The 16,426-nt window shown below is 67.0% G+C and carries 15 protein-coding genes; 11 read left to right on the top strand and 4 right to left on the bottom strand.

What is annotated here, in order from left to right; genetic code table 11:
- The first annotated feature begins 12 nt into the window (after window positions 1–12).
- The 7 genes from pgaA (at window position 13) to MRS60_RS18425 (ending at window position 10,511) form a co-directional block, all read left to right on the top strand.
- Window positions 13–2,340: a poly-beta-1,6 N-acetyl-D-glucosamine export porin PgaA gene (pgaA, locus tag MRS60_RS18455; RefSeq protein ID WP_243566359.1), complete on the top strand. Its 2,328-nt coding sequence runs from the start codon at window positions 13–15 to the stop codon at window positions 2,338–2,340.
- Window positions 2,341–2,355: 15 nt separating this feature from the next.
- Complete coding sequence (gene pgaB, locus MRS60_RS18450; protein WP_243566358.1) at window positions 2,356–4,446, top strand: poly-beta-1,6-N-acetyl-D-glucosamine N-deacetylase PgaB; 2,091 nt, start codon at window positions 2,356–2,358, stop codon at window positions 4,444–4,446.
- On the top strand, window positions 4,443–5,714 hold the full coding sequence (gene pgaC / locus MRS60_RS18445; protein WP_034179812.1) for a poly-beta-1,6-N-acetyl-D-glucosamine synthase: 1,272 nt from the start codon (window positions 4,443–4,445) through the stop codon (window positions 5,712–5,714). Before pgaB ends, pgaC begins: the two co-directional genes overlap by 4 nt.
- Window positions 5,692–6,180: a Biofilm PGA synthesis auxiliary protein PgaD gene (locus tag MRS60_RS18440; RefSeq protein ID WP_105392169.1), complete on the top strand. Its 489-nt coding sequence runs from the start codon at window positions 5,692–5,694 to the stop codon at window positions 6,178–6,180. Before pgaC ends, MRS60_RS18440 begins: the two co-directional genes overlap by 23 nt.
- Window positions 6,181–6,298: 118 nt before the next feature.
- Complete coding sequence (glmS, locus tag MRS60_RS18435) at window positions 6,299–8,122, top strand: glutamine--fructose-6-phosphate transaminase (isomerizing) (protein WP_105392168.1); 1,824 nt, start codon at window positions 6,299–6,301, stop codon at window positions 8,120–8,122.
- The gene (locus MRS60_RS18430) at window positions 8,119–9,375 is read left to right on the top strand and encodes a hypothetical protein (RefSeq protein WP_243566357.1); all 1,257 of its coding nucleotides are present in this window, start codon (window positions 8,119–8,121) and stop codon (window positions 9,373–9,375) included. The genes glmS and MRS60_RS18430 overlap by 4 nt, the downstream gene beginning before the upstream one ends.
- A gap of 281 nt (window positions 9,376–9,656) precedes the next feature.
- Entirely contained in the window at window positions 9,657–10,511 is an 855-nt protein-coding gene (locus MRS60_RS18425; protein WP_243566356.1) for a c-type cytochrome, read from the top strand.
- A gap of 155 nt (window positions 10,512–10,666) precedes the next feature.
- On the opposite strand, the gene MRS60_RS18420 is transcribed toward MRS60_RS18425, so the two are convergent.
- From MRS60_RS18420 to MRS60_RS18410, 3 genes are read right to left on the bottom strand one after another with little or no spacing between them, the layout of a single operon-like run.
- Window positions 10,667–11,917, bottom strand: coding sequence for a Zn-dependent hydrolase (locus MRS60_RS18420; RefSeq protein WP_243566355.1), 1,251 nt, complete (start codon window positions 11,915–11,917; stop codon window positions 10,667–10,669).
- Window positions 11,910–12,434: an L-2-amino-thiazoline-4-carboxylic acid hydrolase gene (locus MRS60_RS18415; protein WP_175748561.1), complete on the bottom strand. Its 525-nt coding sequence runs from the start codon at window positions 12,432–12,434 to the stop codon at window positions 11,910–11,912. The genes MRS60_RS18420 and MRS60_RS18415 overlap by 8 nt, the downstream gene beginning before the upstream one ends.
- A gap of 19 nt (window positions 12,435–12,453) precedes the next feature.
- Window positions 12,454–13,620 (bottom strand): branched-chain amino acid ABC transporter substrate-binding protein, encoded by a 1,167-nt coding sequence (locus tag MRS60_RS18410; RefSeq protein ID WP_034179819.1) that lies wholly within the window; start codon window positions 13,618–13,620, stop codon window positions 12,454–12,456.
- Window positions 13,621–13,797: 177 nt separating this feature from the next.
- Between MRS60_RS18410 and MRS60_RS18405 the strand changes: the two genes are divergently transcribed.
- From MRS60_RS18405 to MRS60_RS18395, 3 genes are all read left to right on the top strand, one after another.
- Window positions 13,798–14,694 carry a LysR substrate-binding domain-containing protein gene (locus MRS60_RS18405; protein WP_034179820.1) on the top strand — a complete coding sequence of 299 codons (897 nt, stop codon included), beginning with the start codon at window positions 13,798–13,800 and terminating at the stop codon, window positions 14,692–14,694.
- A 126-nt stretch (window positions 14,695–14,820) separates the two neighbouring features.
- Complete coding sequence (locus tag MRS60_RS18400; protein WP_034179821.1) at window positions 14,821–15,039, top strand: ribbon-helix-helix protein, CopG family; 219 nt, start codon at window positions 14,821–14,823, stop codon at window positions 15,037–15,039.
- Window positions 15,033–15,398 (top strand): type II toxin-antitoxin system VapC family toxin, encoded by a 366-nt coding sequence (locus MRS60_RS18395; protein WP_034179822.1) that lies wholly within the window; start codon window positions 15,033–15,035, stop codon window positions 15,396–15,398. The genes MRS60_RS18400 and MRS60_RS18395 overlap by 7 nt, the downstream gene beginning before the upstream one ends.
- A 30-nt stretch (window positions 15,399–15,428) precedes the next feature.
- Here MRS60_RS18395 and MRS60_RS18390 read toward each other — a convergent pair whose 3' ends face one another.
- Window positions 15,429–15,752: a GNAT family N-acetyltransferase gene (locus MRS60_RS18390; RefSeq protein ID WP_235212450.1), complete on the bottom strand. Its 324-nt coding sequence runs from the start codon at window positions 15,750–15,752 to the stop codon at window positions 15,429–15,431.
- Window positions 15,753–15,817: 65 nt separating this feature from the next.
- On the opposite strand from MRS60_RS18390, the gene ahpC reads away from it, so the two are divergent.
- Window positions 15,818–16,381, top strand: coding sequence for an alkyl hydroperoxide reductase subunit C (gene ahpC / locus MRS60_RS18385; protein ID WP_034179823.1), 564 nt, complete (start codon window positions 15,818–15,820; stop codon window positions 16,379–16,381).
- Window positions 16,382–16,426 lie beyond the last annotated feature (45 nt).

Raw genomic sequence — 16,426 nt, 5'->3', positions numbered from 1 at the left:
TGAGGACATACCGTGGCCAACAATCGTAAACAACAATGCACCACCGTCGCCCCGTCCAGCCGGCGGATCCTCCTGCATGCGCCGCTCGTGTTGCTGCTCGTCGCGTCCGGCCCCTGCTTCTCCGCCGAAGGCGACACGGAACCGGGCAGCGTCGGCGAAATCGCCGGAACCAGCGGTACGCCGGATCCGAAGCCGCCGGGCGCGCCGACACCGGGCACGCTCGCGCCGGACGCGCCACCGCCGAATGCGCCGACCCCGATCGCGCAGGCCGCGAGTGCCCAGATGCCGAATGCCCAGGCGCCCGCAGCCCAGACGCCGACACCGCAGACACCCGGCACGCCGATGCCGAATGCCCAGGCGCCGGGTGCCCAATCACCGGGTACCCAACCCCCAGGCGCCCAGATCCCCGACGCGGAAACCCCGAACGCGCAGATGCCCGACCTCCGCACCGCCGATCCGGCCACCGTCCGCAACGACGTGTTCGGGCTCGCGTCGAGCGGCGGCGCGGTCATGGCGCTGGAGGAAGCGAAAGCGCGCCCGGACGTCTTCTCCGCCGTCGATCTCGCGCAGCTCGAGGAACTGTCGATTCGCCAGCAGGTGCGCGGCGGACGCGACAAGTCGCGCTCGATGACGAGCGCCGACCGCTTCGACGGGCTCGACAGCGCATTGCGCGCCGCGGACGACCTCGACAAGCGGATGCCCGCCACGCCCGAGTATTCGCAGGTCAGGACGGCGCTCGCCGGCGACCGGACGATCGCCTACGCCGCGCGCGGCGAAATGAAGACGGCCGTCGCGACGTTCGAGACGATTCCGCCGGATGCGGAAATCTCGATCGACGCGCTGGCGGCCGTCGGCGACGCGTACCTGTACCTGAGCGAACCGGGCAAGGCCAACGCCGTGTACCAGCGCGCGCTGACGCAGGCGACCGCATCGCCGACGGACCGTGCGACGCGCGGCTTCCTGTACGGCGCGCGCACGCGTCCGATCGAATTGCGCGAGGGGCTGTTCTGGTCGTACGTCGACCAGGCACGCGCGGCGGATGCGAGCCGGGTGCTCGACGACATGGGCAAATCGCTGCCGCCGGCCAACCAGGTGCGGACCTGGGGGCCGGAAAACGACGACTACCTGCGCTACTACCGGCTGCAGGCGCAATACCTGATCTATACGGGCCGGGTTGAAGAAGGGATCGCCGCGCTGGAAAAGCTCGAGAAGGAAGTGCCGTTCAATGCCGAGGTCCGCGCCGCGCACGCCGACGCCGTTTCGGGCCAGTCGCATCCGCGCCAGGCGATCGCGATGTATCGCGCGTCGCTGACCGACCACCCTGACAACGTGGAAATGCTCGCGGGGCTCGGCCGCGCATCGCTGACGGCCGACGACTACGCGACCGCGAAGAGCGTCGACCAGACCTTCGGCAACACGTTCCCGGACAGCGGCTCCGTGCGCGCGTTCAAGCGCGACTACAACGCGTACCGCAGCCCCTTGTTCACGACCGACCTGAGCTTCGAGCACGGCAACAGCGCACTGGCCGACAACAGCTTCTCGTCCGACAGCTATGTGTATTCGCAACCGTTCGGCGACAACTGGCGCGTGTTTTCCCACACGTTCTTCGGCCATGCGCAAACCGACGCCGGCAGCGTCAGCCGCACGCGCACGGGTGTCGGCGGCGACTACCGGCACGGGCCGCTCACGATCCAGGGCGAAGTCACGCGTTCGTTCGGCAGCGACGGGCGCACGGGCGGCCGCGGCTCCATCACGTACAACCTCAACGATTACTGGACGGTCAGCGGCGCGCTCGACTCCAACGACAACTCGCTGCCGTGGAAGGCGTATCTCGCGCACATCTGGGGCCGCTCGGCGAACGTCGAGGTCGTGTATCGCCAGAACGACCGCCGCGAAGTCAGGCTGAGCTACGGCGTGAGCCGCTACAGCGATTCGAACCTGCACCAGGAGATTTCCGCGACGGGTACGCAGCGCGTATATACGTCCGCGAACCAGCTCGTCAACGTGTCGCTGAATCTCGGCACCGACAGCAACACGCGGCGGGACGCGCCCTACTTCAGCCCGGGCCGCGACTACGCTGCCGCGGCGACCGTCATGCATCAGCTGACGCTGTGGAAGAAGGGCGACATGTCGTTGCAGCAGCGCTTGTCGGCGTCCGGCGGCGTATACAACGAGCGCGGCTTCGGCACCAGTCCGCTGTGGAGCGCCCGCCTCGCGCACACGTGGACGTTCAAGCACGACATCACGCTGACCTACGGCGTCGAGGTCAGCAGCCATGCGTACGACGGCCAGCGCGAGCGTTCCGAAACCGGCTTCCTGTCGCTCAACCTGCCGTTTTAGAAAGGAGCTCGAACGATGCAATCCAGACGGTTCTTCATGTGCGGATGCCTCGGCACGTTTGCGGCCTGTTCGTTGTTCCCGGGCGTGACGAATGCGCGGATGATCGACCTGCTGCCGCCGTCCGATCCCGTCGACGGCAAGACGTTCCGCGTGATCTGCCTGCACGACGTGCGCGACAACCTGCTGTCGACGTTCGCCACGTCGACGATGGTCGATCCGTACGCGGTCGACACCGGTACGCTGACCGCCATCTTCTCGTGGCTGCAGACCAACAACTATCACACCGTCACGGTCAAGCAGATCGAGGCGTCGCGGCACGGCGGCAAGCCGCTGCCGCCGCGCGCGGTGCTGCTCACGTTCGACGACGGCTACCGCAGCCACTACACGAAAGTCCTGCCGCTGCTCGAGCGCTTCAAGTATCCGGCCGTGATGGGCATCGTCACCGCATGGATCGACGCGCCGCCGGATACGCCGATCCGCATCAGCGACAGGGTCCAGATGCCGCGCGACTACTTCATGTCGTGGGACGAGGTGCAGAAGGTCGGCAAGTCGAATCTCGTCGAGCTCGCGTGCCACACGCACAACCTCCATCACGGCGCGGTCGCGAATCCGCAGGGCAACGAGTTGCCGGCCACCACGTCGCACCTGTACCTCCAGAACGAGAAGCGCTATGAAACCGATGCGGAGTTCGAAGCCCGCGTGCATGACGACCTTCAGACATGCGTGCGGCAGATTCGCGAACGCACCGGCATCGTCGCACGCTCGATGGTCTGGCCATACGGCGCGGAAAACCAGCCCGTGCGCAAGATTTCGACGTCGCTCGGCATGGACATCCAGTTCAGCCTCGACGCCGGCCCGAATACGCCGGACGTGCCGCTCGACCGGCTGCGGCGGATCCTGATGATGTACGACGTCGACATCGGCGGGTTCGAGCGGTCGATGCGCGAGCCGGCGACCAACCGCGGCGACGTCGACATCCCCGAGCGCGTCGTGCAGGTCGATCTCGACCAGGTCTACGATCCGGATCCGGCGCGGCAGGAAACGAATCTCGGCAAGCTCATCGAGCGCATCTACCGGATGCAGCCGAAATCGGTGTACCTGCAGGCGTTCGCCGATCCGAAGGGCACGGGCGTCGCGGAATCGCTGTACTTCCCGAACCGGCACCTGCCGATGCGCGCGGACCTGTTCTCGCGCGCCGCGTGGCAGCTCAACACGCGCGCCAACGTGCAGGTGTACGCATGGATGCCGGTGCTGGCGTTCCGCCCGCCGGCCGACAAGCATCGCGGGCTCGAGGCCGTCAGCGCATACGGCGGCGCGCCCGCGCGCGAAAACGGCTCGCGCGTGTACCGGCTGAGCCCGTTCGATCCGCAAGCACGGCTGATGATCGAGCAGATCTACGAGGATCTCGGCAAGTACGCGTCGTTCGGCGGCATCCTGTTCAGCGACGACGCCGTGCTCGACGATTACGAGGATGCGGGCCGGCACGCGCTGAGCACGTATTCGCAGTGGGGGCTGCCGGCCGACATCGGCAAGATCCGCGCGACGCCGGACCTGATGAGCCGCTGGACGCGGCAGAAGACGCGCTACCTGATCGACCTGACGCGCCAGCTCGAACAGATCGTGCTCGCGAACCAGAACGCGGGCGACGTGCTGACCGCGCGCAACATCTTCGCGCTGCCGGTGCTGAAGCCCGAGTCCGAAGCGTGGTACGCGCAGAACTACGACGATTTCCTCGCCACCTACGACTTCGTCGCGCTGATGGCGATGCCGTACATGGAACAGGCGCCGGACCCCCAGCGCTGGATGGACCAGCTCGTCGGCGCCGTCCGCGCGAAACAGCGCGGCCTCGCGCGCACCGTGTTCGAACTGCAGTCGTACGACTGGCGCGAGCGCAAGGACATTTCCGGCAGCGCGCTGATCGCGCAGATGCGGCGGCTGCGCAGCAAGGGCGCGGTGAACTTCGGCTACTACCCGGACAAATTCCTGAACAACCAGCCGGATCTCGACACGATGCGCGACGTGATGTCGCTGAAGTCGCGGCTCGATCCGACGTCGATCAACGCGTTGATGCACGGGCAGCATCCGCAGGGGACGAAGACACCATGACGACCCACAGCATCATCCAGCGCCTGCAGGATTTCGTCTTCTACTACCCGTTCTTCATGTCGTATCTGTGGATGATCGGCGGCGTCGTGCACTACTTCCTGCTCGAAGAGGGTCGTGTGCTGTCGACGCGGACGATCGCGTCGAGCGGCATTCCGAAGATCTCGATCATCGTGCCCTGCTTCAACGAAGCCGCGAACGCGCGCGCCGTGATCGGCCACCTGAACGCGATGCAGTACCCGAACTACGACATCATCGCGGTCAACGACGGCAGCAAGGACCGCACCGGCGAGATCCTCAACGAGCTGGCCGTGGAGATCCCGCGGCTGCTCGTGATCCATCACGCGCGCAACGAAGGCAAGGCGGTCGGGCTCACGACCGCGGCGGCCGTATCGAACGCGGAATACCTGCTGTGCATCGACGGCGATTCGCTGCTCGCGCACGACGCGATCGGCTGGATGCTCGAGCACTTCCTGACCGATCCCGGCGTCGGCGCCGTGACCGGCAACCCGCGCATCCGCACGCGCACGTCGCTGCTCGGCCGCATGCAGGTCGGCGAATTCTCGTCGATCGTCGGGCTGATCAAGCGCACGCAGCAGGTGTACGGCCGCATCTTCACGGTATCGGGCGTCATCACGATGTTCCGCAAGACCGCGCTCGCCGACGTCGGCTACTGGAGCTCGGACATGCTGACCGAGGACATCGACATCAGCTGGAAACTGCAGTGCCGCGACTGGCGCGTTGTATACGAACCGCACGCACTGAGCTGGATCCTGATGCCCGAAACGGTGAAGGGGCTGTACCGGCAGCGGCTGCGCTGGGCAAAAGGCGGCATCCAGGTGCTGATGAAGTATGCGGGCACGCTCGCACGGCCGACGCAGATGATGATGTGGCCGCTGTTCGTCGAATACCTGATCGGCATCGCATGGGCCTACTCGATGTCGTTCATCCTGCTGCTCGCGCTCGTCGATGTCTTCCATCCGTTGCCGCTGGACTGGCACGTATCGGTCGTGCCGCACTGGCACGGGATGCTGCTGGTCGCCACCTGCATCCTGCAGCTGATCATCGGCAGCATGATCGACCGTCGTTACGACGAAAAACTCCTGATGTATTTCCTGGACACCGTCTGGTATCCCGTGGCCTTCTGGCTGATCAGCATGATCACCACCGTCGTCGCCCTGCCCGCCGTCGTGTTGCGGGGCCGCGGCAAGCGGGCCGTATGGGTCAGCCCCGACCGAGGCATTCAACATGAAGAACGCACCGATTATTGACCTTTCCCTGCGCACGCCGCGCGAAATGATCGCCGAGCGCGGCCGCATCATCGGGTTCGTGCTGGTCGTCTGGTTCCGTCTCGTGCGGCCCGCGCTGGTGGGCGCCGTGTGGGCATCGATCTGCATCTACACGTACCGCTACCTGCTGCCGTTCAACGAGGCCGAGATGCCGATCGAACAGATCGTGTTCTACGCGACCTGCATCGCGATCATCGCGGGCACGACCGTCACGTGGCTGATCGCGGGGCGCGTCGTGCATCCGCTCGCGTACCGGCTGCGCGTGTCGAAGATGCTGCGGCGCTCGGCCAGCGCGAAGGTGCGCGCGGTGCCGCCGACCGCGCTGGCCGGCGCCCGCCGGCGCGGCGTGCGGCGCACGACGCGCATTCTCGTCGCGTCGCACGACGCGAACGGATCGATTTCCGGCATCGAATGGGTAGCCCATGCGGGGCCGCCGCCCCGCGAGTAGGTCAGCGGAGACGCGCCGCCGCACACGGGACGGCATCCGTGCAGCGCGGCGCCGCTCCTGACGCCGCGCTGCCGTGCATCGCCGGCAGGCCGGCAACTTCTTGTGGACGAGGTGAATCATGTGCGGAATCGTCGGAGCAAGCGGCATCGGCAATCAGGTGCCGCAACTGGTCAATGCGCTGAGCCGGCTCGAGTATCGCGGCTACGATTCGTGCGGCATCGCCGTGCAAGGCAACGGACGCCTGCTCAGCGAACGCACGCTGCGGCGCGTGACGGACCTGCAGGATCGCGTGCTGACGCTCGGTCTCGAAGCGCAGACCTGCATCGCGCATACGCGCTGGGCGACGCACGGCGCACCGTCGGAAATGAACGCGCATCCGATCATGTCGGGCGACACGATCGCGGTCGTGCACAACGGCATCATCGAGAACCACGACGCGCTGCGCGCCGAGTTGCGGCAGCGCGGCTACGCGTTTCGCGGCGAAACCGACACCGAGGTGATCGCACACCTGATCCACAGCCTCTATCGCGACGACCTGTTCGATGCGGTCATGCGCGCCGTCAAGCGGCTGCACGGCGCGTACGCGATCGCGGTGCTGAGCGCGCGCGAGCCGCAGCGCCTCGTCGCCGCACGCGCCGGCTCGCCGCTCGTGATAGGCATCGGCGCCGAACAGAACTACCTCGCGTCGGACTGCGCGGCGCTCGGCGACCTGACCGACCGCTTCGTCTATCTGGAAGACGGCGACGTCGCGCTGATCACGCCGGAACGCATCGCCGTGGTCGACTCGGGCGGCCACGAAGCGCAGCGCCCGCTGTGCCACGTGAAGGCGCGCGACGGCGACGCCGCGCTCGGCCCGTACCAGCACTTCATGCAGAAGGAGATCTTCGAGCAGCCGAAGGCGATCGCCAGCACGCTCGACGGCATCGACACGATCTCGCCGGCGCTGTTCGACGAGAGCGAAAGCACGCGCGCGCTGCTGTCGCGCGTTCGGAGCGTGCTGCTGCTCGGCTGCGGCACCAGCTACTACGCGGGCCTGACCGCGAAGTACTGGCTCGAAAGCATCGCGGGTGTACCCGCGCAGGTCGAGATCGCCAGCGAATTCCGCTACCGCGACACCGTGGCCGATCCGCGCACGCTCGTGGTCGGCATTTCGCAGTCGGGCGAGACGGCCGACACGATCGGCGCGATCGAGCGTGCACGCGAGATGGGCCAGGATCTGTCGATGGCGATCTGCAACGTGGCAACCAGCACGATCGCTCGCAACGCGCCGCTGCGGTTCCTGACGCGGGCCGGCATCGAGCTCGGCGTCGCGTCGACCAAGGCGTTCACGACGCAGCTCGTCGCGCTGTTCGTGCTGACGCTGACACTCGCGCAATTGCGCGGCCGGCTCGACGCCGCGCAGGTCGCGATGCACCTGAAGCAGTTGCACGCGCTGCCCGACCGCATCAGCCACGCACTCGCGCTGGAAACGCAGATCATGGGCTGGGCCGCGAAGTTCGCGCGCACCGAGAACGCGCTGTTCCTCGGGCGCGGCATTCATTTTCCGATCGCAATGGAAGGCGCGCTGAAGCTCAAGGAGGTGTCGTACATCCACGCGGAAGGCTATCCGGCCGGCGAACTGAAGCATGGCCCGCTCGCGCTCGTCACGAGCGCGATGCCGGTCGTCACGATCGCGCCGGACGACCGCCTGTTCCAGAAGCTGAAGTCCAACATGGCCGAGGTGCGCGCGCGCGGCGGGCGGCTCTACGTGCTCGCCGGCAACCAGCTCGCGATCGACGCCGATCGCGATACGCACCTGATCCGCGTGCGCGATTCGGGCGACCAGCTGTCGCCGATCGTCAACGTGATCCCGCTGCAGCTGCTCGCGTATCACGTCGGCTGCGCGCGCGGCGCCGACGTCGACAAGCCGCGCAACCTCGCGAAATCGGTGACCGTCGAATGACGGGGCGAACGCGCGCGGCTCGCCGCGTCGCGGCTGCGCTGTGCGGCACGTACTGCGTCGTCGCGGCGCCGCCGTCGGCGCTGGCCGCCGCACCCGTCGTGCATACGGTCACCGTGCAGGGCCCGGCAGCGCCGCAAGACACCGGCGACTCGCGGCGCTTCATGCACGGCATCGGCGTGGCCGATGCGGGCAACGGCAAACGCTGGGTGTTCTTCAGCAGTTCGGGCATCGTGCCGCGCGGCGCGATGCGCAACGGCAACTGGCCGCACGACGTGTACGTCGGCGAGTGGCTGCCCGGCAAGCCGCACCTGCTGCGCGTTCGACCGTTCATCAGCCGCCCCGAGGCGCAGGAGCCCGTGTCGATCGCGCAGAACGCGCGCGGCGACATCTTCGTCACGTTCGAGGACGGCTGGAACGCGTCGCAGGAAGTCAGCCAGCGCTACGGCGTCTACCGCCGCGACCTGAAGCCGATCAAGCCCTACCCGAACGACGTCGAGCCGGGCGGCCACTCGGGGCATGTCGCGACGGCGGGCGAACGCTTCGTCGTGTTCTATTCCGCCGACTGGATCGACGGCGGCGGCGTCGACAACCTCGGCACCGGCAATGGCGTCTACCTGAAAACCTACGATGCGGCCGGGCGCGAGCTGAACCATGTCGCGGTCGCGCCGCACCGCCGCGAATGGTGGCCCGTGATCGCCGGTTCGCCGCGCAACGCGCTGCTCGTCTGGCAGAAATTCATCGAAGGCAGCACGGACGCGACGCTCGAATACGCAATGTTCGATCCGGTCACGGCGAAGCTCGACAAGCTCGGGCCGCTGAACGGCGCGATCCGGTACTACGTGTATTCGTCGGCCTACGTGCCGGCGATCGACCGCTTCATCGTCGTCGCGACGACGGCGGACGATCGCGGCGTCGCGATGCTGATCGACCCGAACGGCCGCCGCACGGCGACGCTCGACTGCCTGCCGGCGTCGGTGCGCGAATCCGGCATCGGTGTCTCCGGCACGCATGCGTATGTGCCGACCCGCGACGGGCGGCTGCTGACGCTGGCACTTGCGCCGGCGGACATTTCGGTGAGCGGCGCGCAGCCCTCGCCGATTCCGTGGGGCACGACGGGCATTGCCGGTTTCCCGGCGCAAGGCACGGCGATGCATTTCGTATCGCTGACGCCGTCGGGCGCGCGCGAAGCCGATTTCGAACCGCAGCGGGACGCGCCGTTGTCGAAGAACGACGTGCCGTGTGCGAATCATTGACGGCGGTCCGGTAACGGCAATCTCGTGAACGCGGGCAGTCCGCGTGCGCCACCCTGCCTTCGTTTTCTCCCTGCCCGAACCGCGCTACGGCAACGCCACACCAATTTGGCGGCCCGGTAGCCGGACATGCTGTCGCGGGCCTGTCCGATCGTAGCCACCCAACCTTTCCCGCACCGAAGTCGCCAGCGCCGCGCGTACCGGATAGACTGTCGCCCGATTCCTTCCATCGGCCGCGGCTTCCATGTCCTGCCGCCGCCGGAACGCCCCTTCCCGGAGAACGAATGCTGAAGCGCCAGTGGTTTTCGCTTGTGCTGCTGACGGTTTGCCTGATCGGACAACGCGCGTCGGCCCAGTCCACGCTAGAACTCGACATCGACGGCACGGCCCGCACCCTGACGCGGCAGATGCTGCTCGCGCGCCCCGATGCGACGGAGATCCACGTGCCGCGCGACATCGCATACGGCCGGCCGATGACGTTCCGCGCCGTGCCGTTCGCCGCGCTGCTCGGCGACACGCCGCTGCCGGCCGACGGCGTGCTCGAAACGCGCGCGGCCGACGGCTTCGCCGCGCAACTGCCGCTCGATCTGGTGCGCCGCCGCGCGCCGGCCGGCGCCGTCGCATGGCTCGCGATCGAGGATTCGGCCCATCCGTGGCCGAAGCTGCCCGGCAAGCAGGTCAGCGCGGGGCCGTTCTATCTCGTGTGGCTCGGGCCGGACGCGTCGTCGGTGCGCGGCGAGCAGTGGCCCTACCAGATCGTGCGCGTCACGATCGAATCGTCGCCGGTCGCGCGCTGGCCGTCGCTCGCCGTCGATCCCGCGTTGCCCGCAAGCGATCCGGCGCGCGCGGGCCAGCACCTGTTCGTCACGCAATGCCTCGCGTGCCACCGCGTCGACGGCGCGGGCAGCAGCCATGCCGGCCCCGACCTGAACGCACCGATGAATCCGGTCGACTACTTCCAGCCCGCCGCGCTGCGCCGCTACATCCGCAACCCGGCGTCGGTGCGCGACTGGCCGGGCCGGAGCATGCCGGCGTTTCCGCCCGATCAGCTGAGCGATCGGGAGCTCGACCAGATCGTCGCGTATCTCGCGTATATGGCGCGGCGCAAGGCGGGCAAGGAACGCACGGCCGGACAATAAAAGGCGTTGATGACGTCAGGCGACACGCCGTTCGCCATCGCATCGATCGAGGCCGCGCAGACGCACCCGCTCAGGGCAATGGCCTTGCTGAACGGCGATCCGAACGCGTGCGAACTGCCGGCGAACACCCGCCCGCCGGGCCGCCTTTGTCACACTCAGGCTTCCTGCGCGCTCTGCAACACCGCGCGCAACAACACGTCGGCACCCGCCGCCGCCCATTCGGGCGTAATCGCTTCGGCCTCGTTGTGGCTCAGCCCGTCGACGCACGGCACGAAGATCATCCCGGTCGGCGCGACGCGCGCGACGTAGCACGCGTCATGCCCCGCACCGGACACGATATCCATGTGCGACAGCCCGAGCGCCCGGGCCGCGTCACGCACCGCGTCGATGCAGCGCGGCGCGAACGGTATCGGCGGGTACTTGAAGATCTGCTCGATCTGCGCACCGAGGCCGTTCTCGTCCGCCACGCGGGCGAGTTCCGCGCGTAGCGCCGCGTCCAGTTCGTCGAGCACCGCATCGTCGAGATGGCGAAACTCGACCGTGAAGAAACAGCCGCCCGGCACCGTGTTGCGCGAATTCGGCCGCGCTTCGATCATCCCGACCGTCGCGCGCGCGTACGGCGCGTAACGGCGGCCGAGCACGTCGACGAACGAGATCATCCGCGCGGCGCCCACCAGCGCATCGCGACGGAATTCCATCGGCGTCGTGCCCGCGTGCGCATCGACACCGGTGAGCGTCACCTCGTACCAGCGCTGCCCCTGCCCGGCCGTCACGACGCCGATCGTCTTGCCGGCCCGTTCGAGAATCGCGCCCTGTTCGATATGCAGTTCGTACGCGGCATGCACCGGATAACCGCCGACGGGCTCGGCGCCCGCGTAGCCGATCCGCTCCAGTTCCTCGCCGATCGTCCTGCCCGCGCTGTCGGTGCGCGACAGCCCGTAGTCGAGCGTATAGACGCCCGCGAACACGCCGGCCGAGATCATCGCCGGCGCGAAGCGCGAACCTTCCTCGTTGGTCCAGATCACGACGTCGATCGGGCGCTCGGTTTCGATGCCCGCGTCGTTCAGTGCGCGTACGACCTCGAGCCCGCCGAGCACGCCGTAGATGCCGTCGTAGCGGCCGCCCGTCGGCTGCGAATCGGCATGCGAGCCCGTCAGCACCGGCGCGGCATCGGGATTGCGTCCCGCGCGGCGCGCGAACACGTTGCCCATCCGGTCCACCCGCACCGTGCAGCCGGCGTCGCGCGCCCACTGCACGAACAGGTCGCGCGACTCGCGATCGAGATCGGTCAGCGCGAGACGGCAGACGCCGCCCTTCGGCGTCGCGCCGATCTGCGCCATCCGCTCGAGCGACGCCCACAGGCGATCGCCGTCGACGCGCGGCGCATTCACGTTGTCGTCACGCATCGCCGTTCTCCGGCGCGGATTGCAGTGCGTAGCGGAAATCGCAGCGCTTGCCGCCCTGCATGATCGTGCTCGTGCGCGTCAGCGCGATGTTCGGCGCATAGCCCTGGATGAAATAGCTGTCGCGCGCGCAGCTCAGCAGGTGGCCGATTTCGCCGAGCCCCATCGCGTGATACATCTCCGCGTAGCTGCAGCGATGTACGTCGTAGTCGTAGTGCGCGTCGTCCGCGCGCCGCACCTCGACGTCGAGCGCGTCGTCCTTCTCCCACAGCACTTGCAGCGCGATGAACGACTTCACGTTCGTGCCGCCAGGCTCCTGCGCGGCGAACGTGCGGCCCGCGTCGACGGCCGCGCCGCGCACGGCTTCCGCGATCACGGCCTGCGCGCGCTCGGCGCCGAACTCGCGCTTCATGATCTCGTAGATCGGCTTGATGATTTCCGCTTCGATGCGGCGCCGCGCGAGGATTCCGAGGCGCGTGTCCTCGGGTGCGGCGGCGGATGTCGGGGTCGGTTCGGTCATGGGGATCGTCCGTGTCGTTTTATTTGGTCGTGGTGCGCGTGCCGCCGAGCACGTCGACGACGCTCCACTTGCCGCCGCGCACCTGGTAGATCGTGAAGGCCGGGTCCTTCAGGTTGCCTTCGCCGTCGAACGCGATCCGGCCCGTCACGCCGGGCCGGTCGATCGCGCGGACCGCCGCGACCAGCTTCGCCGGCTGCGTCGTGCCGGCCTTCTGCGCGGCTGCGATCAGCGTGGCCGCCGCGTCGTATGCGAACGGCGCGTGCAGTTCGATCGGTGCGCGGAAGCGCGCCTGGTACTGCGTGTCGAACGCGTTGCCGCCCGGCATCCGGTCGAGCGGCAGGCCCGGTTCGAGCGCGGTCACGCCGTCGCCGTCCTTGCCCGCGAGCGACAGGAAGGTCTGGCTCACGAAGCCGCCCGCGCCGAGCAGCGGCGCGTTCACGCCGAGCTGGCGCATCCGGCGCGCGATCGGCGCGGCCTGCGCATCGAGGCCGCCGAAGAACACGAGATCCGCGCGCTTGCCCTTGATCGCGGTCAGCACGCCGCTGAAGTCGGTCGTCTTGTCGTTCACGTACTGGCGATCGACGATCGCGCCGCCGTTCGCCTGCACGCCCTTGATGAACTGGTCGGCCAGCCCCGCGCCGAACGACGTGCGATCGTCGATCACCGCGATGCGCTTCGCCTTCAGCGTCTTCACCGCATACGCGCCGGTGAAGTTGCCGCCCGCATCGTCGTGACCCATGATGCGGAACGCCGTTGCGTAGCCCTGCTGCGTGTATTGATGGCCGGTGGACGCCGGCGCGATCTGCGGAATGCCCGCATCGCGGTAGACGCGCGACGCCGGCACGCTGCAGCCGGTGTTCCAGTGACCGACGACGCCGATCACGTGCTGGTCGACCAGCTGCTGCGCGACCGCGACGGCCGTGCGCGGATCGGACTGGTCGTCGGCCGCGACGAGCTTGTAGACCACCGGCTTGCCGCCGATGGTCGGATGCTTGGCGTTCGCGTCGTCGATCGCGAGTTGCGCGCCGTTCTGCAGGTCCTTGCCGATACGTGCGGACGGGCCGGTGAGTGGCGCGGCGAGACCGATCAGGACCGTCTGCGGCGCGGACTGCGCGAACGCGGGAACGGAAGCGACCAGGGCGGCCGCCGAGAAAACGAGGCTGGCGTGAAGGAAGGCGATTTTCATGTGCGGGGATCGGTGACTCGAATCAAAACATGAAAAATATTAAATATTCAGCACCCAAACCCCAAATACCCAATTGTTGGATGCTTATGCCGTTCTCGACACATTAACCCAACACACTGTAAATACACGATATTTTATTGTTGCCGCTTACCCTGACTTTTCGATAAAATTCGACACATGAAAAATATCGAACAATTGCCGCACGATCCGCCGTTGCGCGCGGTGCGTGCGTTCGAAGCGTTTGCGCGTCTCGGGTCGGTCACCGCGGCGGCGGGCGAACTCGACATCACGCCGTCGGCGGTCAGCCATCAACTGCAACTGCTCGAAGCATTCATCCAGACGCCGCTGACGGTGCGCGAGGGCCGGCTGCTCGCGCTCACCGACGAAGGGCGCGACTACTACCGCTCGATCAGCGCCGCGTTCTCGGTGCTGCGCAGCGCGACGCGCTTCGTGCGCGACCGCTCGTCGCTGCGGCAGATCACCGTCAGCCTGATTCCGCTGCTCGGCATCGGCTGGTTCATTCCGCGGTTGCATTCGTTCCTGGCCGACAACACGGATGTCGACGTGACCGTGCTGTACGCGCATCACCGCAATTACCGAAGCGATGCGTCGGACCTGTCGATCCGCTTCGGCACCGGCGACTGGCCCGGCTATCGCTGCGAGCGGCTGCTGCCGGGCGCGATGGTGCCGATGTGCAGCCCGTCGTTCCTGAAGCGCCACGGGCCGTTCCGCACGCCGGCCGATCTCTCGCGCGCGCCGCTCGTGCACGACGAGGATCGCAGCACGTGGGTCAACTGGCTGCAGGGCGCCGGCGTGCGGCATGTGTCGCATGCGGTGGGGCCGATGTTCGAAGATGGTCAGCTCACGTTGAGCGCGGCGCGCGCGGATCTCGGCGCCGCGCTGCTGCGCGCGCCGCTGGTCGAGCGCGAACTGGCGAACGGCGAACTCGTGAAACTGTTCGATCACGCGCTCGACGACGGGCGCGATTACTACCTGTGCACGCGCGAGGACGCGGACATGCCGGACGGGGCACGACGGCTGGCGGAGTGGTTGAGGAAGATGGCGGGGATTTGAGCGAAGGCGCCCTGTCGCTTGCCGGACAACGGTTTACGCGAAGGCGCCTCCCGCCGCACCCAGTCCGGGTCTTGCATACCCTCGATCTGGTATATATGATATGCATATCATATATCGGAGGCTGTCATGAGCCGAATTCTGGTTGATCTGTCGGATGGCCAGCTCGACGAGTTGGCCGTCATCGTCGAGACTGAACGTCGTCCCCGCGCCGCGATCATCCGCGACGCGATTGATGCCTACATTGCCCTGCACAAGCGCCCGCTCGCCGACGACGTATTCGGCCTCTGGAAAGATCGCACGGTCGACGGGCTCGCGTATCAGGAGGAAATGCGCTCGGAATGGTAAAAGCTCTCTTCGACACCAACATCCTGATCGACTATCTGGGTGGCGTGGAATCCGCCCGCGCGGAGCTAGGCCGCTATGACTATCGTGCGATCAGCACGATCTCGTGGATGGAGGTTCTGGTCGGCACGTCCGCACGTAACGAAGCGCCGACTCGCGCATGGCTCTCGTCATTCGATGTCATCGCGCTCGACAGCACGGTGGCGAATCGTGCCGTGATCATTCGCAAGGAACGCCGCATACGCCTGCCCGACGCGATCGTCTGGGCATCGGCGCAAGTGAACGGGCTGCTGCTCGTGTCGCGCAACACGAAAGACTTCCCTCCCACCGAACCCGGTGTTCGAATGCCGTATCAGATCTGAGCCGATAAGCGCGGCGGCAATGCAAATGCGTCAACTCGACGTAGACAAGCCGAACCGCTTCTGCAAAAAGTATCGCGTGTGCCCCGCCGGAAAATCGGCTAACTCGCCGAACACGACGTAGCCGAATCGCTCATAGAGCCGCTTCGCATCGGGATTGAAGGTGTCGATCCACGCGGCTGCGCACCCTCGTTCCGCCGCGACCTGTTCCGCGCGCACGAGCAGGCCGGACGCGTATCCCTGGCCGCGCGCGTGCTCCGCGACCCACAGCCACTGGACGAACAGCCATCCCACCCAATCAAGGGCCGGAAGCAGATAGAAATTCCCGATGCCCCGGATTGAAACAAGCAATTTCACAAAGTCAGGGTGAACCCGGATACTGGCAACACTCCACTCACCACTGACGCAAAGGAAACCACCACATGCCGATCATCAACACCCAAATCAAGCCGTTCAAGGCAACCGCATACCACAACGGCGAGTTCGTGCCCGTCTCCGAAGAGAACTTCAAGGGCAAGTGGTCCGTCGTCGTGTTCTACCCGGCCGACTTCACGTTCGTCTGCCCGACCGAGCTGGGCGACCTCGCCGACCGCTACGCGGAATTCCAGAAGCTGGGTGTCGAAATCTACGGCGTGTCGACCGACACGCACTTCACGCACAAGGCATGGCACGACACGTCGGACACGATCGGCAAGATCAAGTACCCGATGATCGGCGACCCGACGCTCACGCTGTCGCGCAACTTCGACGTGCTGATCGAGGAAGAAGGGATGGCGCTGCGCGGCACGTTCGTGATCAACCCGGAAGGCGAGATCAAGCTGTGCGAAATCCACGACAACGGCATCGGCCGCGACGCAGGCGAACTGCTGCGCAAGGTGCAGGCTGCGCAATACATCGCGGCGCACCCGGGTGAAGTGTGCCCGGCCAAGTGGACGCCGGGTGCGGAAACGCTGACCCCGTCGCTCGACCTGATCGGCAAGATCTGACGATCGCGCCGCGCGCCTCGCACGAGGCGCGCGACGGCGGGCCGC

The organism is Burkholderia pyrrocinia (assembly GCF_022809715.1).
Classification (GTDB): Bacteria; Pseudomonadota; Gammaproteobacteria; order Burkholderiales; family Burkholderiaceae; genus Burkholderia; species Burkholderia pyrrocinia_C.
The sequence above is the reverse complement of the archived record's forward strand: the minus strand, read 5'-3'. Positions and strand labels throughout refer to the sequence as shown.